Genomic DNA, 19,797 nt, shown 5'->3' on the forward strand with positions numbered 1-19,797 from the left:
GCCGCCTTCCCGCCTGATTTTCCGCACACTCATTGCTGGCAGTGGGCGAAGAACACGGCATGTTTCGTGATGAGACCCATGCGATTCGACGTGCCCTCCCCATTCTCCAGCACCAACTCGATCCTGGAGACCATCGCTGGACTGTTCCACCCGCCAGAACAGATCGACGGGATCAGCCAGCTTGGGTCAGGAAATGTCAACGACACTTTTCTGGTGACACTGAACCGCAGTGCATCACGATCAGCCTTCGTGATGCAGCGTTTGAACACTGAGGTGTTTGAACAACCTGAATTGGTGATGAGCAATCTGCTCAAACTGGGCAACCACGTTGAGCAGCGTCTTGCCCAACAACCGCCTGAACTGTCGGGTCGCCGCTGGGAGGTTCCCAAAGTTCTGCCGACCCTCGATGCCCACGGACACTGGGTTGAGCATCAGGGTGAGTTCTGGCGATCCATCACCCACATTGGTGCAGCCACCACGACGGATGTGATTCAAGACGACCTACACGCCCGCGAACTGGGCTACGGGTTGGGCATGTTTCATCACCTGATCAGTGATCTGGCCACTGACGAACTGGCTGACACGCTGGAAAATTTCCACATTGCCCCGGCCTACCTTGCCGAATTTGACCTGGTGTTCTCCAGGGCGAATGATCGAAACAGCAATCGCATCGCCAATGCTGTCTCCTTCATCGACAAGCGGAGGGCAGGGATCGACGTTCTTGAGCAGGCCTGTGCAAGAGGTGAACTGAAACGACGACCAATCCACGGAGATCCGAAGATCAACAACGTGATGATCGATAACGCCTCCGGGCAAGCCGTGGGACTGATCGATCTCGACACCGTCAAGCCGGGGCTGGTTCATTACGACATCGGCGACTGTCTTCGCTCCTGCTGCAATCGATCGGGCGAGGAAGCTCTCGATGCCCAGACCGTCAGCTTTGATCTGGACCTTTGCCGGGCGATCCTTGAGGGCTATCTGTCTGTGGGTCGATCATTCCTCACGCCAGAGGATTTCCGCTACTTGCCTGATTGCATTCGTCTGATTCCCCTTGAGCTCGGTATCCGCTTTCTCACAGACCATCTCTCCGGAGACCGTTATTTCCGTACAACAAGGCCTCAACACAATCTTGAGCGGGCTGAGGTTCAGTTTGCGCTCACCCAATCGATCGAAAATCAGTGGCGGGAGCTGAAGAAACTGATTGATGAATTGTCGCAAGAATTCTGAGTTGGATAGCCATAGGATGATGATGAATCAACTCGGAACGAGTTCACTTTAATCCACAGCATTTGCTCAGACCATTGCCCACGATGCGCTTCCAGAGAGAGGCGATCAACAACAATCCAAACCAAGAAAACGAAAATAATTTTTTTGACCAGTGATCATCCAAAGTGACATCAGATTATTCATATTGCCACAGTGTTGCCCGACAAAGCATCAACCAAGAGAAAGCAAAGTTCTTATGACAATTAAAACGAATAAGACAACAGTTGGGTAAAACGTCAAAGCAAAACCAAACGCTCTCGACACGGCACCTTTTCGGAATCCTTTGATAAATAATATCCGACCGATCAAGAAGCAACACGCCGAGAGAGGAAGCACCGATAACCACACGGAGGGAGTCATCACGATCCACAGACAATAGACAAATGCAGCCAGAATCGTTTGCTCAAGAGTGTTCTGGAGAAGCGATTGGAGGCATAAAAGTGGTGACGATGGTGTAGAGGCTGCCGTTGAATCAATATCTTCAGGAGAAAAAAATCGGTACCTAGCGATTCTTGCAATGGATACGATGAGCACAGATAATGGGATGAGTAAACATCGTGCCAGTACTACGATCCTGTCATCCATCGCCTCCGACTCAGAAAAAGAGAAAGGATTGAAGATGATTCCGTAGAGAACCAAAAGGAGAGAGACAAATATTCCCAGTCCCATGCCGCGCAACACGTTTGCCTGCTGTTCTGTCAAGGACATCGCCCTATTCATGAGTTGCACGATTCACTACTCATACTATGTCGACAGCAAAACAATTGATCAATCAAGTCAAACTTAAAACATCTGACGACAACAAGAATCCAAGGAAATCCCAAACTGACCAGCGGTCAATCCAATGACCTTTCGGTGGCACCCCATGAACAGTGTTGAGTCAGTGGCTTGAATCCAGGAATCGCCCCCATTCATTCCGCTACTATTTGAATAACCTGCCATATCTTGCTGAAATAGATGCCCCACCTGCTAAATACTCCGCACTTGCAACCTGGAACCATTGATTTAATGAAGTAATTACCAAAACGATAATGTTCTGTATAGTTTTGAGTTTTGAGGCTTGTTCAATCTTGCCGATGCGCAGAGCATGAACAGCCACGTTGTTCAGATCCTTGGCTTTGTTCTCGTCGTTGTAGCCTGCACCGCCAATGATTCCTTACAGACCTTAGGCACCTTCCTGGTCAGTAATCGTGGGAGAACATCCATTCATCTGCAGATGATTTGGATCTGTTTAGCAACAACCTTCATCTTGGTTTTCGGCTGGTTTAAATATGCAGGTGATCCTGCCTGGGGGCTGCTATCTCAGTTCCCATTACCAGATGATTTCAATCTTTTTTATCTGATACCACCATTGACCGTGGCAGCTCTGACCTGGTGGGGTGCGCCGATTGGAACTTCCATCCTCGTGTTGGCTGCTTTTTCGCCTCTACAAACATCTGCACTGGTTACAACATCGATTTTTGGCGGGGTCTTCGCGCTGATCGCCTCTGCTGTCGTTTATGGGTTGGTGTTATGGATTCTCGAGCGTCGATTTATACGAAGTCCACAGGATAACCATCAGCTACCACGACGTTGGTTAATTCTTCAATGGTTCAGTACGGCCTGGTTGTGGTGTCAGTGGATGATTCAGAATGCAGCTAGCTTCTATGTTTACCTTCCAAGAAAGCTCAGCTTTTTTGAACTGCTAATGAGCATTTGTGTGATCTGCTGTTCGATTGCATTGATTTTCGCCTGGGGTGGAGGGCCTGTACAGAAGATCATTCGCAGAAAGGCGAATATTCGCGATATCCGCTCAGCAACACTCTGCGACTTAGTCTTTGGAACAATTTTATTTGCAAGAGCTCTTAGCTTCTCCGTGATTCCAATGAGCACAACATGGGTCTTTCTTGGCCTGCTCGCTGGCCGCGAATTGGCCTTGGTTGCCCGCATAAAAGTCTCAACTCCACTGGCAGCTTTCCATCAGCTTGCCAAAGACTTCTTCAAAGCTTTCTCGGGTGTCCTGGTGAGTGTAGGTGTGGTTTCCGTTCTTCGATTGCTCACAACCTGAGCGGTCTAAATATGCTCCATAGCCTAGAAGTAACGCTATTTAACTCTACTCATCAATTGGCCTTCTTCCTTTACCACGATTGCATCGCCTCACGATTGATTCTGACAAGAATTCATACAGTACCCAACCTGTGAATCTAAATCTCCCGACACTCTAAGATGTCATCTCAGATTCGATTAATGACCCTAAATTATGGTTAATTCGCTGGCACCAAACTTTAAATTTCTTGTTTTAAAATAGTGATAGCATACTTCTTTGAAATCAGAATAGAGATAGTCGCAATCGCTTGCTGCACTATGAGATCAGCATATTGAATCGTCTCTTCATTGAATTCCGGAATCATTGCTTCAGGATCCTGTACTTCTGCTGCTGTAATCAGATTTAAACGCTCGCGATCTGTCTCTGAACAATGATCAAGCACGTTTTCTACAGCAGCCGAAATCAGCCAACCTCTGGCCTTTTTGTATCGATAGGAACAGTCATCCTGTTCATCACCACTGGGCATCTTGAAGTCCATGCTTGACATCACACCAGCATGACTCAGCTCACCCTGAATCGGGGCCAACAAGCCCGTATATCAATTAGGTGATCTCTAGGAAAGCTTTGATATCTCAGAGATTCATCCTGGTGGTTGGATTTTGCAAATCAGCCCTCACGGTTATCTTCTTGTTGATCGTTGTGTTCTTGCTCGTCGTGTTCGTCTTGAGGGTTGGCCACTTCCAGCTGATGACGAGTGAGCTCAACTGAACAGGACTCGATGAGGTCTGCTGCCAGATCCTGTTCTTCTCCCTCAAGTCGAAGATCCTGAGAGATCGGTGCTTCTGGGCAACTGATGGCGGCTACCTGCTGCAGGGCATTGGTGATGGCGGAGAGATCGTTTTGCCAGGTGACTGCCAACCCCTCGATCTCGGCAAGCACTTCAGGACTGGCAGCTTTGATGCCAGAAGCGGCATTCATCCGAGCAGCAATCCGCCGCTCATCCCAGACAGAGGCACCGACCAAGTGTGCTGCATGAAGGGTGGCCAGGGAACTGATTGCTTCGGCCTTGAGAGTTTTGACTGAGCGGCTGATCACACGTTGATCCAGCGATAACGGTTCCACCGAAGGCAGATCAGCAGCATCCGCCGAAGCCGTATTGGTGAGGGATTCGCCCTGCTGTTGTGGTTCCAACCGCAGCGGCATCTCCTCAAGTTCATCGGAATTGACAGGTGGTGCGATGCGGCATGCAGCTCGAATCAAGAAATCAGCAAAGCGTTCTCTCAAGCTCATGTTTGATCAGCTACCCCTGCTCCATTCTGACTCTGCACCTAGTCTGCGAATCTCAACAGGCCGGACTTCACCACTCAACAGTGACCACGAGACAAGCCATCAGTCGCAGAGCTCAGCTCAGAACTGCCTGGAGTGGGATTTAGGGAATGGGACGACACCCGGTGATGGTGAGGCAAGTGTGCCCACTGATTCCCTTTGACCTTGATCAGTGTCCAGCGGTGCTTGCCATGGCGGAGTTTGTCTGGAAAGAAAATGCTCCTCTTGAACTGAACTTCAGCCTTAGCCCGAAGTTGCCCGAAAGCTCCATCAATTGCCTATCGCTGAACAGTGGGAAGACAAAAACTTCAGCGCAGAGACTGGACAATCTCTGGAGCCATACCTGTTTCGAAGCCTTTCTCGCTCGTCCTGGTGAGCCAGGGTACTGGGAGATGAATGTCTCTCCGAACGGAGACTGGAACCTCTATCAGTTCAGCGATTACCGCACAGGTGGAAAAGCGGATCCTCTGGCAGAGGCACCTGAGGTGAGCTTCAGCATTGATCGTGTTGGTTGTCGCTGCACGATTCGGATTTCACTGAAGCCATGGTGGGAGCACACAGAGATGCCTGAAATCGCACTTACCATGGTTCTTGAAGACCAAAACGGTTGCCTGAGTTATTGGGCTCTGAACCATCCGGGAGACAAGCCAGACTTCCATGATCGAAGGGGTTTTCTGCATTGGTGAACAGTCGTCTGCGTTACACCAGGGTCTGGGTGCGTTGTCTTTTAAGCATCCCTGTCTTGCTCAGTCCGATCACAGTGGCTTGCAAGACGATTGAAAGCACCGACACAGCTGAAGTTCAGACGCCGAGCAAAGCAACAAGCCCGAACCTGCCAAACCGGACAGACCTGTCCATCGCACCGAATGGTCGGCACTACCCGCTGATGCCGGAAGAGCCGAATGAAATCGCCGAGCTGATTGGCGAGATCGAGGCCGCTGTGCTCACTCCGCAGTTGACCGAACAAAACCTCGCTGCACTTGCCCATCAGCAGCAGGTGATCTACAGGGTTCTGTCCAAGAACAAAGCACTGAGTCAGGACGTTCGGGCTCAACTGGATCCTCGCTGGCACTGGGTCTTTGACCAGCACATCGCAGCTCGCAGAGAATTCCTGGCGATGCACCGAGGCCCTGCGTCGTCCACACTGCCGGCCTGGAGGATCAATCCTCCAGCACCAGCAGATCAATTACTTAAGGCTTACCGCAGTGCGTCGGCAGCCACGGGAATCGACTGGACCGTATTGGCCGCAGTAAATCTGGTGGAAACAGGAATGGGGCGCATCGATGGCGTCTCTGTTGCCAATGCACAGGGACCAATGCAGTTTCTACCCACCACATGGTCAGAGCAAGGCATCGGGAATGGTGGCAATATCCGCGACCCATGGGATTCCATTCATGCTGCTGCTCGCTATCTGGTCCGGCGTGGAGGTCTCAAAGACATTCGCCGCGGCTTGTGGGGCTACAACAACAGCGACCACTACGGCAGGGCCGTGCTTCATTACGCGGCACTTCTCGAGCAAGAACCACTGACCTACAGGAGTCTTCACCAATGGCAGATCCATTACGCCTCTTCCGCTGGTGACCTCTGGCTGCATGAGGGTTATGAGCAACAACAGCCGATTGCGGTGAACGACTACTTACGAGGAAACCGCCACAGCGCACCGCCGATCTGAGAACGATCCACCCTGGTCTTTCATCCCCTGGCATCTACGCTTCGGGAATTAGGACTCAACAAGCTGCGTGGCAAAAGAACTTACCCATCGCGCCAATGAACTAGCTGGACTTGGCTGGTCTGCTGACGATGTGAATCGCTACGCGGAACTCTGGGAGTATCGGCAGCGCTGGGGAGCTATGAACCTGGAACGAGAGGACCGTCTTTTTCTGCGTAAAGCCGAAGCGGCCTTGCCTGTTCTGGCGACTGGCAAAGCTGCGGTCAAAAAGAACACACAAGACAAGTCCTATTACCGCTGGCTGCGTTTCCACCTCGATGCCATGAGCACGGCACAGTCCCAGATGGATCTCCCTGAAGGATCCCAAGGAGCGTGGGCCATTCTCCTGGAAGAAGAGCTGCGTCTTCTGGATCACTATCAGCCGGTCCTGGGGCTTCCAGACACCATCAAGGCCAAAAGCTTCGATGCATTCCGAGAGCAGATGGCTGAACAAGCATCTGCTCTGGAAAGCACAGAAATGCAATTACGCAGCCATGATTTTCAGGCCGCGCTAACGGAACTCAAGGAGAAAGAGAACAGCAAGTGGCGTCATCTACGCGAGCAGGGCGGAGAACAGCCCTACCCGGTACTACTAGGCAGCACAGTCGATTCCTTCCGCAGCGAAGTGCGCAGCAAATTGACACCGCTACTGCGACAGACCCTTCCCTCGCTCGCAGAAACAGACAAACCTGATCCAGACGGGGGCTGAGGTCGCTCGATCTCCGCAACGCTAGAAATAAGGAGACTTCCCTGCGATTGCCGTGACGGATCAGCGCTTTGAGACCCTGCAACTGCATGCGGGACAGGTCCCTGATCCCACCACAAATTCAAGGGCGGTGCCGATCTACCAGACCAGTTCCTATGTCTTCAATGACGCAGATCACGGGGCCAATCTTTTCGGTCTGAAGGAATTCGGCAACATCTACACCCGCCTGATGAACCCAACAACGGATGTCTTCGAGAAGCGGGTAGCTGCTCTGGAAGGGGGCGTGGCAGCGCTGGCCACAGCATCAGGACAGTCAGCACAGTTTTTAGCGATCACCAACTGCATGCAGGCAGGTGACAATTTCGTGTCCACGTCATTCCTGTATGGGGGGACCTACAACCAGTTCAAAGTTCAGTTTCCACGACTCGGCATCAACGTCAGATTCGCCGAGGGAGACGATGTTGCCAGCTTTGCGGCACAGATCGATGACAACACCAAGGCGATCTATGTGGAAGCCATGGGGAACCCGCGTTTCAATATCCCCGACTTCGAAGGCCTGTCAGCTCTTGCCAAGGAGCAAGGGATTCCTCTGATCGTGGACAACACCCTTGGTGCCTGCGGTGCATTGCTGCGACCGATCGAACATGGTGCCGATGTAGTGGTGGAAAGCGCCACCAAATGGATTGGTGGTCATGGCACCAGTCTCGGTGGTGTGATTGTGGATGCCGGCACCTTCAACTGGGGAAACGGCAAATTCCCGCTGATGAGCCAGCCGAGCGCCGCTTATCACGGACTTGTGCACTGGGATGCCTTCGGCTTCGGCAGTGACATCTGCAAGATGTTGGGACTGCTGGACCATCGCAATATTGCTTTTGCCATGAGAGCCCGGGTGGAAGGGCTGCGTGACTGGGGTCCTGCAGTGAGCCCCTTCAACAGCTTCCTGCTACTGCAGGGTCTGGAAACCTTGAGCCTGCGTGTTGAACGCCATGCTCAGAATGCAATGGAACTAGCGACGTGGCTGCAACAGCATCCGAAGGTGGCAAGCGTGAGCTATCCCGGCCTCAATAGCGATCCATATCATTCTGCAGCCAAGAAATACCTCACAGACCGAGGCATGGGATGCATGCTGATGTTCTCGCTCAATGGCGGCTATGACGACGCAGTTTGTTTCATTAACAGCCTGAAACTGGCGAGTCATTTGGCCAATGTGGGAGATGCCAAGACATTGGTGATTCATCCAGCATCAACCACTCACCAGCAGCTAAGTGAAAGTGAGCAGATGTCCGCAGGTGTGACTCCGACCATGGTCAGAGTGTCGGTGGGTCTTGAACACATCGATGACATCAAGGCCGACTTCGATCAAGCCCTGGCATCAGGGGCCTGATCGGAGAAGTTGTGACATGGCTCTGATTCTTCCAGCCAACTATCACAAGATCACAGCTGTTGAGCGAAATCGCATTTCCTGGATCAAACCAGAACAGGCAGAACGTCAGGACATCCGACCATTAAGGATCGGAATCTTGAACATTATGCCGCTTGGAAAACAGTACGAATTTAACCTGTTACATCCACTAGGACTTTCGGTGCTTCAGATCGAACCAATTTGGATTCGTCTGCAGAACCATGCTTATAAAAGCTGGGATAAATCACACCTCGATGAGTTGTATCAGAGTTGGGAAGAGGCCAATGCCAAAGGGCCTCTGGATGGTTTGATTATCACAGGCGCACCGGTTGAACACCTTCATTTTGAGGAAGTCACGTACTGGTCGGAATTTGTAAACCTCGTTAATGAGGCTCGTGTCAGCTGCGCTAGCACCCTGGGCTTGTGTTGGGCGGGATTTGCTCTGGCTTATCTGGCTGGAGTGAGGAAAGTGGCACTGCAACAAAAACTATTTGGGGTGTTTCCAATGCGCAGCCTTGTGCCAGGGCATTCGCTAATGGGAACTCAAAATGATCAATTTCTCTGTCCACAAAGTCGCTACGCAACACTGCCAGATACTGCTATGGAGGCAGCCCAACGTCAGGGACGTCTACGTTTATTGGCACATGGAGAGTCTGTTGGCTACACAATTTTCGAAACCCCCGATCAACGACAGCTCATGCACCTTGGACATCCCGAATACAACGTTGACAGAATTCTTGCTGAAATGGAAAGAGACAAAGCCCGGGGTGATGTTCCACCGCCACAAAACTTCGACGCTGATCAACCTCAAACTTTATGGAGATCTCACCGAAACCTACTCTTTCAACAATGGCTGTGGTTCTGTTATCAACGCGTTAGTTTCCAAGCTTAATGATATCAAACAAGAGCCATGCATCCTCTTGAAACCTTTGGTCAATGGCGTAGACGATGGTTAGGTTGGCTTCCCAATCAAAAACGGTGGGAACGTTCAGGTACAGACATTGCACCAAGGCCACAGGACGATTGGTTGTTAGAACCTGTCAGTCAACAAGAAGCGTCAGCCCTATTTCCTCATCTGAGTAAGGAAAAAGCTGTCCTTCAATACCAAAAAATAAGACTCCAATTGCGTGAACAGACTAAGAGAGGATACTGACCAGAAACAGAGCTAACAGACGACAATTGAAGTAATTGATAGAGCTCAAACAACGTAGAACACAACCAATAAGCTGAAACAACAAAGACGAAGAGCCACTCATATTGAGAAGCTGAGTCTAAGCGTAATCAACAGAATAACAATAATAAGCTGAAAATTATTAAGACAGACTTTTCGGAAAATGTATAATATCAATTGTTCGGTCAAAGAATACAGTTCTGAATGATTGCTTTGATACGTCAAGAGCGGCAACATCAAACACAGAGCAGAGTTTGAACGTTCGGATGGGCCCTTGAAGGCCAAGATGTAGTCTCGGTTTCAACCCCATCAGTCAAACTCACGGCTACTGGATTGAATTCGCCATAATCTTGCAATGAAAAATTTGTTCCTGAAATTTCTTGGCCCACTGCTTGCTATTGCCGGCGTGCTTGGGTTAACAGGCTCCTCCATTCTCTGGAATTTCCAGGGTCGTGCCCTGGGAATTCCCGCGACAGTGCTTTCACTAATGCTACTTGGAGTGGGAGTTGTTCTATTGCGCCCCCTACAACCTGCGGCGTCAGCAGAAGCAATTGAAACCATTGAATCCACAGCGCTCGAGATTGACACCGCGGTTGCCACAAACGAAACCAGCGAACATCAAGGGGTTCAGATCAATGAATCATCCAAATTTGAAACAGGAACCATCGAAGCTGACTCCGATGAATCGTTGTCAACCACTCAATCATCGTTGACCATTGCTGAAGCGATCGCTGCGGAACTTGCCGCAGCGGAAGCAGAAAAACCTGATGTGGTCCTCGTGAATTTTGCTCCGGATGCCTTGAGCCCTGGAAATTCGATTCGATCCAACAAGCGTGTACCGGGACGCAATTTATCTGGTTTCAGAATGATGGCTTCTGATCTCTTCAAATCGAACTGATTCATTTTTAATTGATTAGCTCGTCGAAAAAAACTAAACTTTTATTTGAGTTATTTCCAAAAATTAAAATTTTATTGTTTTTAATTCTATTTTATAATTATAATCATTCAAGCTTCATTGGCAGTACTTTCTTAAGAATGTTAGTGACTGTTCATCTCCAAGCTCAATAGCGCGGTTCCAATCGAGGCATGCACGTTGAAGATCATTAGACATTTCCATTGCCATTCCGTGGTTAAAGTAAGCAGTACCATCGTCGGGATTCATCTGTATAGCAACATCAAAGTCGAGAATGGCTCCAGAAAGATCTCCAGAACGCGCTTTTGCAATTCCACGATTCGAATAGGATTCAGTGCGACTTGAATCCAGCTCAATAGATTTGCTGTAATCTATAATTGAACCTTCAAAATCACCATATTTTGCCTTAGCTACACCACGATATTGATATGCAGATGAATTGGTTGGATCGAGTTCGAGTGCCTTATTAAATTCAATTAGAGCACCTCTATAATCTCCGGATTCAGATTTCTCCACTCCAGCTTGCAAATAGGAATCAACACTCGCAGCAAAACACGGTGGCACAAGAGCTAACAAACAAACCATTAACGAAACAACAATGACTCGAATGAACATTTGCTGATAAGACTCAGTCTATACAGCGTAGTCGCCAGGATCAAGAGAGTAAACAATCAATCACTGAAAAACACCATCCCAGTAACCATCGTTTCGTGCTGGGGGTTGGGATCTGGAACAAAACAACATTCATAGAGTCGTTTTCAAAACAATGCTAGAAGATAGTCAGGCTAAAAAAGAACGACTAGCGTTCGGTTTTAGAGACATCTGACGACAAGAGCTAGCTTCCTCGGAGAAGCTTGTGAGATGGATTGTTATGGAATTGGTGAAAATCGATGCTTCTCTGAACAGCGAACTCCAAGTGACAGTCTCTGGACATCCCCCCAAACCAACTCATGACTGACTGGAATGGATCACCTGGTGCAGTTGTCACACCACCCAAATCGTTAAAGCAGTCTCGATGCATGATCAGATAGCCAGAACCAGTGAACCAAAAATCTTACAAAAATGCCGCGAGACTGGTGGAGCGACGAACACTTTAAAATTTAAGGGAGATTACAAGGTAATGCTATCAATGTTTAAATTAACGACCATTAAATATAACGATAAATAATAAATAATACCTGATGATGCAGCATCCAAACGATCAAGCTTGGGTTATCGGCTCTTGATCAATCAATACTAATTTCCAATCATTCGGATCATACTCACCATCACCAAACATAATATTGGAAGCTTCATCAAAACAAGATGCTTCGACCTCAACCGTTCTTTTTATTTTCTGATTCAAGAAAGAGTAAATATGACCTTCCTCGTAATAAGCAAATGGCTTAGATGGCATCTTTGAATCAGGAAGCCAATCGTCTTGCTCAATGATTTTCTGTGTGACCTCTTCGATCATTTTCAAAGAATCGATATCACCATCTTCGAAATATCCTTGCCAGCTCATCTCTACCCACTTTCCATTGTCCTCCATGTAAAGAATGTAAGTCTGATCATTGGCAGACTCTCTCATCAAGCAAAAATTTTCACCTGAAAATCCAAATTCAGCTGACTGAAGCTTATTGTTATTGGCCATCATAAAACTCCGATATCATATTCTACAAGTCATTAACACAATGCAAGTTATATCATCGTCCAGTATTAAAACTGAAACGAGCAAGACGACTCATTGACCAGCAAACCACAGAACAGACATCTCGCATTATTGCATCATGTCAGCCGAGGGCATTTACTGAGTATTGGAGACGAATGTTAATTTAGCATGACCTTGCTTGATTAAGCATTCCATAGTGCTCAAATCTAATTTGCATTTGAAAATAAAACACGGCGTAATTAAGATAATAATTTATACATTTTCTTCCTCAACAAATTGGCCAGGGTAGAGCTCGTCAATGAACTACTTCAAAACTTAGAGCACGCGATCAAAACAAACTAAAATATAGCAAAATTAAATAGCATTAGCAGACTTGTGCGCTTGGTCATGACTTGGAACAACACCAACGATTCCATCGCAACAGTAGCTATAAAAACAGTATGCTCATCCACTAGAAGCACCATCTTAGGTCTTCAAATCCTCTTTTGAATACAAGAACCCATGGCAGATTCAAATTTGAAACGAGCCTGCTACGTTGTAAACCTCAGCGATGGTAATCTCCTAATTGAAGTCAATAGCTTTGAGACTCACGCCGAAGCGTTAGAACAGTTCAATCAAATCATTAAAATGGGTTCTTTTGGTCGATGGAAAGAAGCCTACTTAGAGGGCAAAGACCGAGCAGGTGAATTCGTCGATGTGTATTCAGTTCATTACTTTGACCGAAACTAGCCAACTCTGATACCTCACCTGAGACGTGAAGAAGATTTGATGCAGAGTCAGCTACGCAGGAACTCATTTTATCAGGTGCTTTCGCTGATATAACTCAACATCGCCTTAAACACATGCTTCATTCCCCCAATAGAGCTAATCGTAATGTTGTTTTTGGTACGAATGGGGGAGGACAGGGTAAACGCCTGAGCTGATACTGAAGCCAATGGAGGCTTTAGTGTGCTGACCGACTGGTACTGGTATAAAGATCTAACTGACGAACAAAGGAGTTTGTATGAGGAGCTAGTTCAGATCGACACAGAGGTTTATTTAAGTCCTCACGACTGTAAGCAACTCGTGAAGGGTCTAACACGAATCGGAATCAAAACACCTAGGCAACTCAGAGAGTGGTTTAGAGCCTTAGCCGAAGCAGAAGTAGAAGTAGAAGTAGAAGACAATTAACTAAAATTAGAGATAAGTCTCAACTGAACCCCCATCGGCTTAGTGATGATCAAACAAAGACTTTAATACACACCATTACTCTTACTGCTGCACAACCTTGCCACCGATGCCAGAAGAGCAACTCAAAGCCTTCCTTGAAAAAGTTAAAGCCAGTATAGAATTACAGGAGAAGCTCAAGGCAGCAAAGTCACCTGAAGATGTTGTGGGCATTGCTAAGGAACATGGCTATGAATTAACTGCTGATAAGGTCGACCAGCTCTCAGATTGGGAACTAGAAGGTTTTTCCGGGGGCGGATGGCATCATGGCATCGGTCCAGGCGGATATCCGGGTGCTTACGCATCGCATGGGGGTGAATTCGCAGTGTGTGCAACACCTCTGACTGTTGTAAATTGACTGATATTAAAAGAAAAAGCTCACAAATAAGTCTCCAATACCTGGGACAATTGAGCGCAGTTGAGCAGTAATCAGGCAAGTTAAAGCTTTGCTCAACTTGGCGGTGAATTGTTCTGAGCCATTCACCAGAAGCCCGCCAGAACCCCTTGGGGTCTGCACCGGGGCTATGTAGCAGGGTTCCACAGAGGGTTGTAAGCTTGAACGAGTGGAGGGGGCATTACCCCAAAAATCCACTGCTTGGAACCAAAACATCTTCAGTAACACCCACCAATAGCTTTCCCTAATGGGCAGATGTAGAAACAGGTACAGAACCCGAGGCCGTAGGCTATCCGGAAAATATTTTGTATCGCCCATGTACTCCGATCAATTAGCAATCATTGATGGAGAAAATTTATCGACAGGCTGATTCAATAACTGGAGAGACTATTGGTAACTGATGGGAAACAACAGATCCATGGCAAAGGGAATTGGATTCAGCAGTGCTTGGTTGGCTCAAAGAGCATCATGTCGAGCGACTTAGAGACGGTTATTTTGATATGAGTGAAGCGAATTCCTTAACTGGCGAGGCAGCTGATTATATGGCGGTCAACAACACCGGTGGAACTGAGCACATGGAATTCTCCCATGAAAATGTTTCTGACAACAACCTTGACCTGAATTTCATGACTGAGCCCGTAGAATTCACTCCACTTGAGGCTAACTTCGCAGTTCCATTACTTACTGATCAGCTTGCAATGAGAGATCAAACAGAGTCTGTTGTAGTCAACGAAACCTGTCGGCTGGTGAATAACCCCAGAACAGAAATGAGCTTCATGGTTTGCGAGCAACACATCGACTAGTGGTTACGGAGAAGTCCACGTAAAGGTCCTGTCAAACGAAAGGTTTTGCTGCCTTTCATCCATCAAGAGGTTCTTAATTTCAAATCAGGCTCTCCAACAATTCAGCCTTATAACCTAAGCAGGAACCACAAAGCGAGTCACTTGTGGATCTTTCACATCCTCTCCCCCCATTCAACTATGACCACAACAGTGAGGATCAGAGAGCCAGCAGGGCAAAGAACATATTGAATAAAAAAAATTTGTTACTTCGCGATAACAAAATAATCATTAATTGCTATAAATAAATCAACTATTAATGTATCATGGCACAGGATATTGGATATTACCTGGAAGGCTTAGACGAATGGGCAAACACTCCACGAGGATCTACAGTCATCGGAAATGAGGCGAGCACAACATTTCAAGATCAAATCAACAATGATGGACGGCTATTTGGATTCTCCGCTGCTCTGAATGCACAGGGCGTAGGACTCTGGGAAAAAATCAATCAAGAAGTGGATCCAACAGCGATACTTGATGCGGCGTTTATACAAGATCAAGGAAAGAGCTCGGTCCTAAACAATCGAGGAAACTCATCAAAATGGTTTTATGCGCAGAATTTTCAGATTACAGATGTTAAGACTGCGAATGCCAAAAGTAATGAAGTTTATGCCGGGGTTGCTGCGGTGCTTTGGTCAGTTAAACAGCTATATCCTTCTATAGATAGAATTCCAGTCTTTGATTCCTATTATGTGAAGAGTTTAGGCAACTATGATGCCAATAAAATACAAACATTATTGTCACCAATATTTAATCTGCAAGTAACAACTCCTCCCAAGCAAGGAAATTGGAACTTCATCTCCACTTTATACGATAATGGACTCATTAAGGGATTTATTGGAGATATTTATGCATTAGGGAAAGAAGGTCAGTTTCCGACTGATGCGAAGCCATTCAGTGCACCGGTTCCTTATGCACTCCAATCAACTTGGGATAACCTGCCAAACGAAGGGGGCAAAATTACTTCCGACTATTCTGGATCACTTCCAGTGAATGGATCTGTTTATTTCCCAGGCGCTGTCCCTCATAATTTCGATGGGTCTGACTATTTGATTCCTACGAACAGTCCCCTGTCAGCAAGTTCCTTACCAACCGTGCAAACTCCTGAGGCTAATCAAGCCTTAGTCGATGAAAGTATACAAATAATCGATGGCGTTACTCAGCTTACCGATGCAGACGACTTACTAACAAACCAATCAAATTTTAAGCTTCGGATGATGGGAGGCAAAGATTTTCTTGAAGTGATTGGTGGCAAAGGTAACTTCGCTAACGGCAACATGGGAGAAGATACAATTGTTTTAAAAGGTGGCTCTGGTGAATACCTAGGAGGAAGAGACAATGATACCTTTGAGGTTTTTAATGCAGAAGAAGGTACTTCTGTTAATGGTAATATGGGAAAAGATTCAATTGTTTTGAGAGCTGGTTTCGGTAAGTACCTTGGAGGAGAAGATAGCGACACAATTTACGTTATGAACGCAGAAGAGGGAACTTTAGTGAATGGCAACCGTGGTGATGACAGAATCATAGGTAATGTTGACGGCGTGGTTTACAGAGGTGGCAAAGACAACGACTTGATGGCAGTCAGTCAAGGAGAAACTTGGGGCGACAAAGGCGCAGATATGTTCCGTGGCGTAACTGGTGAAGGATATGCTGTAATTAAGGACTACACCATTGGAGAGGATTTTGTTGACCTTACAATGAGTGGAAGCTGGAGCCAAATTGGACCTGGCTTGATGTTTACGGACGACTCAGGTGACCAAATCATGCTGCTAGCTGGAATCACTAATATTGAACAAGTCACAGCGGTATAAAACGACATTCAAAGTCAGATCTTTCTTGATACCTCACCATCTGTGGGGTTCTTCATTCCATCCCTATCAATACTTCAAGTGCTACAAACTATCGCTATAACTATTGAACAGACCTGATACAAATGTCGAAAGAACAACTCAAAGCCTTCCTCGAAAAAGTCAAAGGTGACACCAGCCTTCAGGAGAAGCTCAAAGCAGCTGCCGATGTTGACGCAGTTCTAGCGATTGCGAAAGATGCTGGGTTTATGATTTCTGCTGATGAATTGAAGGCCTTCTCAGAGCTTTCAGTAGAAGAACTAGAAAATGTGGCTGGTGGTGGTACTGATGTAAATCATTGCTACTTCGCAACAGCATACGGTCCGCACACATGCTCAGGTGCCTGTGCACAATAAAATCATTTCCAATATGTGAGATTATTTAAGATTATTCTGCCACAAGGATCACACATTAGCCTTCAAAACCTGGCACAATCTATTAGCCAAAGACGCTGCAGCAGACTGTTGCTATAACCGTTATAGACTCCCGATACCCATGTCAGAAGAACAGCTCAAAGCCTTCCTTGAAAAGGTCAAAGGCGACACCAGCCTTCAGGAGAAGCTCAAAGCAGCGGCTGATCCTCTTGATGCTGTTGTGGCGATTGCGAAAGATGCAGGGTTTAGTATTTCTGCTGATGACTTGAAGAACGCTAAGTCAGAGATTTCAGATGTGGAGCTGGAAGGAGCGGCTGGCGGGGAGGATTCAGGCGGCAAATGGTCGAGCGCCAACCCTCCATTCTGCGGCCCCTGCTGGTGAATCCTAAGCCCTTCAACCCCCTGTATTGACAGAGGCTTTTTATTGCTTCAATAACCTGACTAATCCCATAAAACATCCTTCAATACCTGGCACGATTGAGCGTATTAATCGATTGACAAAGACACTGCAGCAGACCGTTGCTATGACTGCTTAACAGGCCTCATACCCATGTCCGAAGAACAACTCAAAGCCTTTATAGAAAAAGTCAAAGGCGATACCAGCCTTCAGGAAAAGCTCAAAGCAGCGAAGTCACCTGAAGATGTTGTAGGCATTGCTAAAGAACTTGGTCATGAATTCACCGCTGACAAGTTCACTCAGCTCAGTAAAGAGGAGCTAGAGGGCGTGGCTGGGGGGAGTGGGAGCTATGCGGCGGGGTGCTGTGTTGGTTCAAGTCAGTGTGTGGTGGCAGGTCCTGGTACCTCCTAGGTGGCTTCAAGTCAGCTTGGTGGGGCAGACTGTTTTTGGTTGCTTGTTATTTGATCCCAGATCTCCGAGGATCCATTTTTTAAGGGAACACTGATAGAGCTTACACACTCAAAGCCCTGCATTAGCAGAGGTTTTTATTGCTTAAATCTCGCCAATAAGCCAACAAATCAGCCTCCGATGCCTGGCACGATTGAGTGCAGTAATTATTAGCTATAGACGCTGTGAGACTCCTTTGCTATGAATGCAGAGCCGACCTCATACACATGTCAGAAGATCAACTCAAAGCTTTTCTGGAAAAAGTTAAATCCGATACTGAATTACAGGAAAAGATCAAGAGCGTCACCTCCCCTGAAGCTGCTATTGAAATCGCCAAAGATGCAGGATTTTCAATTACATCAGAAGATATTCAATCGATGAAATCTAAATCACCTGAAGTGTCTGACCAAGAGTTAGAAGGTGCAGCGGGAGGAACTGCTGCAGCATTGGTAGCTCTTGGTGTTGTTGCGGCGATTCCGATAATTACAGAACATATTTGTGATCAATAGTCTTAGCCATAAATTTTAAATCCCGATTGGCCAAGACTCCTTGTCGTGAGACCACGGCTGATGACGAGGGTCAAGTAGCCAGTGGCGTTGATGCTGTACCTAAACTTTGATAGCTTGTCGTAGGAGCTGACTCCGGGTTCAAATTCGATTACTCGGAGAGCGCTGATTAACTTCTTGCAGCTTGGAAGCCTGACTAATCCCATAAATCAGCCTTCAATGCCTGGCACGATTGAGAGTAGTAAGTATTAGCCAAAGATACTTCAAGACATTGTTGCTATAACCGTTAAAGACACCAGCTACCCATGTCAGAAGAGCAATTCAAAGCCTTTCTTGAAAAGGTCAAAGCGGACAACAGCCTTCAGGAGAAGATCAAGTCAGCTAAGTCACCTGAAGACGTCGTGACAATTGCCAAAGAACATGGTCATGAATTCACTGTTGACAAAATTACTGAATTTTGCGAACTTAGTAACGAAGAGCTAGAAGAAGTGGCCGCAGGGGCTACGTGCTATCTTTCAACACATGACTACAGTTCGAATTGCTAACTGGAGTTACCAGCCTTGAATGTAATTGACTTACAACCAGAATAGCCGCTGCATTAATGACAGGAATTATTTATTTATTCGATCACCCTAAAAAGTCTAGATATCAGCCTTCAATACCTTGCACGATTGAGCGCAGTAAATATTAGCTATAGATACTGCGACATATCTTTGCGATGAATACAGAACTGACTTCATACATATGCCAGAAGAGCAACTCAAAGCCTTTCTGGAAAAAGCCAAAGGCGACTGCAACCTTCAGGAGAAGCTCAAAGCGGCTAAGTCACCTGAAGATATTGTAGGCATTGCTAAAGAATATGGTGATGAATTTACTGCTGAGCTCATAAGCCAACTCACTAAAGAGGAACTGGTAGTAATAACTGTGGGGGGTTTGGCAACTTACGATGAACAAGAGAATTTTTACTACCCCTGATTGTTTGGTTAGTAAGTGATTGTGAGAGAACTGGGAGGATTGTTTCTCTATCCCCTCTCCCTCCTCTCTCACTCCCTTTACGACTCTCCATCTACGACCTTTCTGGCTTATCCAGTTCTGAATAAACTTTCTGAAGCTCTCAGTGTTGTTTTACAGGGAGTTGGTGAGGGGTTCGGGGGTGAGTGTCCCAGTCCATTCCCAACAGGCACCTACCATAGAGGGATTCACCTTTACCCAAAAACTATCCATTAACCAGAAAGGTTTATTTAGTTTTTTAGATGAAACCCAAAAAGGTTTAGCACCAGATTTTCTGAGCAAAAAAATTTTTGGAATGCCCTAACAGGTAACCCAATCTGCTCTTATAGCTTTATCAGGCAGGATGGGACCCATGGGGTTTATATGGGGGGATTTTATCAAGGGTACCCCCCACCCCTCTCCTGTAACTCCTCACTGAAGATCAACTGAAGGTTCTCCAGCGCCCATGCACGAGCCTCTTCAACTGTGTGTTTACCAGTTGATCGAATGATGTATCGCCCAGCGTTCTTGTGATATCTCCTGACTCGAAGGCAACTCCTTCCCTTGTGCTCGTAGATCTCCAGGCCACTGCCAGGGATCACTTGAATGATCTCAGAAGTCCTTG

General features: G+C 47.0%; 23 protein-coding genes. 18 read left to right on the forward strand and 5 right to left on the reverse strand.

Annotated elements, in window-relative coordinates:
• The first annotated feature begins 78 nt into the window (after positions 1-78).
• Positions 79-1,227, forward strand: coding sequence for a phosphotransferase enzyme family protein (locus DXY31_RS06545; protein WP_114992956.1), 1,149 nt, complete (start codon positions 79-81; stop codon positions 1,225-1,227).
• A gap of 210 nt (positions 1,228-1,437) precedes the next feature.
• Here the strand turns inward: DXY31_RS06545 and DXY31_RS06550 are convergent, their stop codons facing one another.
• Positions 1,438-1,968 carry an MAPEG family protein gene (locus DXY31_RS06550; RefSeq protein WP_170953584.1) on the reverse strand — a complete coding sequence of 177 codons (531 nt, stop codon included), beginning with the start codon at positions 1,966-1,968 and terminating at the stop codon, positions 1,438-1,440.
• A 358-nt stretch (positions 1,969-2,326) separates the two neighbouring features.
• On the opposite strand from DXY31_RS06550, the gene DXY31_RS06555 reads away from it, so the two are divergent.
• On the forward strand, positions 2,327-3,313 hold the full coding sequence (locus tag DXY31_RS06555) for a hypothetical protein (RefSeq protein ID WP_114992958.1): 987 nt from the start codon (positions 2,327-2,329) through the stop codon (positions 3,311-3,313).
• Positions 3,314-3,530: 217 nt separating this feature from the next.
• On the opposite strand, the gene DXY31_RS06560 is transcribed toward DXY31_RS06555, so the two are convergent.
• The gene (locus tag DXY31_RS06560; protein WP_137024924.1) at positions 3,531-3,878 is read right to left on the reverse strand and encodes a hypothetical protein; all 348 of its coding nucleotides are present in this window, start codon (positions 3,876-3,878) and stop codon (positions 3,531-3,533) included.
• Positions 3,879-3,958: 80 nt separating this feature from the next.
• Positions 3,959-4,582 carry a hypothetical protein gene (locus DXY31_RS06565; protein WP_114992960.1) on the reverse strand — a complete coding sequence of 208 codons (624 nt, stop codon included), beginning with the start codon at positions 4,580-4,582 and terminating at the stop codon, positions 3,959-3,961.
• Between the two features lie 146 nt (positions 4,583-4,728).
• Here DXY31_RS06565 and DXY31_RS06570 point away from each other — a divergent pair, with 146 nt between their 5' ends.
• The 6 genes from DXY31_RS06570 to DXY31_RS06600 all read left to right on the forward strand — a co-directional run bounded on the left by DXY31_RS06570 (position 4,729) and on the right by DXY31_RS06600 (position 10,503).
• Entirely contained in the window at positions 4,729-5,304 is a 576-nt protein-coding gene (locus tag DXY31_RS06570; protein WP_114992961.1) for a DOMON-like domain-containing protein, read from the forward strand.
• Positions 5,301-6,290, forward strand: a complete 990-nt coding sequence (locus tag DXY31_RS06575) for a lytic transglycosylase domain-containing protein (protein WP_114993120.1) — start codon at positions 5,301-5,303, stop codon at positions 6,288-6,290. Before DXY31_RS06570 ends, DXY31_RS06575 begins: the two co-directional genes overlap by 4 nt.
• A 67-nt stretch (positions 6,291-6,357) precedes the next feature.
• Entirely contained in the window at positions 6,358-7,035 is a 678-nt protein-coding gene (locus DXY31_RS06580; protein WP_114992962.1) for a hypothetical protein, read from the forward strand.
• Positions 7,036-7,087: 52 nt separating this feature from the next.
• Positions 7,088-8,416 carry an O-acetylhomoserine aminocarboxypropyltransferase/cysteine synthase family protein gene (locus tag DXY31_RS06585; protein WP_114992963.1) on the forward strand — a complete coding sequence of 443 codons (1,329 nt, stop codon included), beginning with the start codon at positions 7,088-7,090 and terminating at the stop codon, positions 8,414-8,416.
• Between the two features lie 16 nt (positions 8,417-8,432).
• Positions 8,433-9,326 (forward strand): homoserine O-succinyltransferase, encoded by an 894-nt coding sequence (locus DXY31_RS06590; RefSeq protein WP_114992964.1) that lies wholly within the window; start codon positions 8,433-8,435, stop codon positions 9,324-9,326.
• 634 nt (positions 9,327-9,960) lie between these two features.
• Positions 9,961-10,503, forward strand: a complete 543-nt coding sequence (locus tag DXY31_RS06600; protein WP_114992966.1) for a hypothetical protein — start codon at positions 9,961-9,963, stop codon at positions 10,501-10,503.
• A 114-nt stretch (positions 10,504-10,617) separates the two neighbouring features.
• On the opposite strand, the gene DXY31_RS06605 is transcribed toward DXY31_RS06600, so the two are convergent.
• Positions 10,618-11,133 (reverse strand): tetratricopeptide repeat protein, encoded by a 516-nt coding sequence (locus DXY31_RS06605; RefSeq protein ID WP_114992967.1) that lies wholly within the window; start codon positions 11,131-11,133, stop codon positions 10,618-10,620.
• Positions 11,134-11,719: 586 nt separating this feature from the next.
• The gene (locus tag DXY31_RS06610; protein WP_137024925.1) at positions 11,720-12,151 is read right to left on the reverse strand and encodes a hypothetical protein; all 432 of its coding nucleotides are present in this window, start codon (positions 12,149-12,151) and stop codon (positions 11,720-11,722) included.
• 519 nt (positions 12,152-12,670) lie between these two features.
• On the opposite strand from DXY31_RS06610, the gene DXY31_RS06615 reads away from it, so the two are divergent.
• The 10 genes from DXY31_RS06615 to DXY31_RS06675 all read left to right on the forward strand — a co-directional run bounded on the left by DXY31_RS06615 (position 12,671) and on the right by DXY31_RS06675 (position 19,157).
• Positions 12,671-12,898 (forward strand): hypothetical protein, encoded by a 228-nt coding sequence (locus DXY31_RS06615; protein WP_114992969.1) that lies wholly within the window; start codon positions 12,671-12,673, stop codon positions 12,896-12,898.
• Between the two features lie 547 nt (positions 12,899-13,445).
• The gene (locus DXY31_RS06625; RefSeq protein WP_114992971.1) at positions 13,446-13,733 is read left to right on the forward strand and encodes a Nif11-like leader peptide family natural product precursor; all 288 of its coding nucleotides are present in this window, start codon (positions 13,446-13,448) and stop codon (positions 13,731-13,733) included.
• A gap of 467 nt (positions 13,734-14,200) precedes the next feature.
• Positions 14,201-14,572: a hypothetical protein gene (locus DXY31_RS06635; RefSeq protein ID WP_137024926.1), complete on the forward strand. Its 372-nt coding sequence runs from the start codon at positions 14,201-14,203 to the stop codon at positions 14,570-14,572.
• Positions 14,573-14,874: 302 nt separating this feature from the next.
• Positions 14,875-16,422 (forward strand): hypothetical protein, encoded by a 1,548-nt coding sequence (locus DXY31_RS06640; protein WP_114992974.1) that lies wholly within the window; start codon positions 14,875-14,877, stop codon positions 16,420-16,422.
• Between the two features lie 122 nt (positions 16,423-16,544).
• Complete coding sequence (locus DXY31_RS06645; protein ID WP_114992975.1) at positions 16,545-16,814, forward strand: Nif11-like leader peptide family natural product precursor; 270 nt, start codon at positions 16,545-16,547, stop codon at positions 16,812-16,814.
• Between the two features lie 139 nt (positions 16,815-16,953).
• Entirely contained in the window at positions 16,954-17,214 is a 261-nt protein-coding gene (locus tag DXY31_RS06650) for a Nif11-like leader peptide family natural product precursor (protein WP_114992976.1), read from the forward strand.
• A gap of 168 nt (positions 17,215-17,382) precedes the next feature.
• Positions 17,383-17,640, forward strand: coding sequence for a Nif11-like leader peptide family natural product precursor (locus DXY31_RS06655; protein WP_114992977.1), 258 nt, complete (start codon positions 17,383-17,385; stop codon positions 17,638-17,640).
• A 263-nt stretch (positions 17,641-17,903) separates the two neighbouring features.
• Positions 17,904-18,185: a Nif11-like leader peptide family natural product precursor gene (locus tag DXY31_RS06660; RefSeq protein WP_114993121.1), complete on the forward strand. Its 282-nt coding sequence runs from the start codon at positions 17,904-17,906 to the stop codon at positions 18,183-18,185.
• A 302-nt stretch (positions 18,186-18,487) separates the two neighbouring features.
• Entirely contained in the window at positions 18,488-18,727 is a 240-nt protein-coding gene (locus tag DXY31_RS06670) for a Nif11-like leader peptide family natural product precursor (RefSeq protein WP_114992979.1), read from the forward strand.
• Positions 18,728-18,926: 199 nt separating this feature from the next.
• Positions 18,927-19,157, forward strand: coding sequence for a Nif11-like leader peptide family natural product precursor (locus DXY31_RS06675; protein ID WP_114992980.1), 231 nt, complete (start codon positions 18,927-18,929; stop codon positions 19,155-19,157).
• The last annotated feature ends 640 nt before the right edge of the window (positions 19,158-19,797 follow it).

Origin of the sequence: Synechococcus sp. UW179A, assembly GCF_900473965.1 — a bacterium.
Classification (GTDB): Bacteria; Cyanobacteriota; Cyanobacteriia; order PCC-6307; family Cyanobiaceae; genus Synechococcus_C.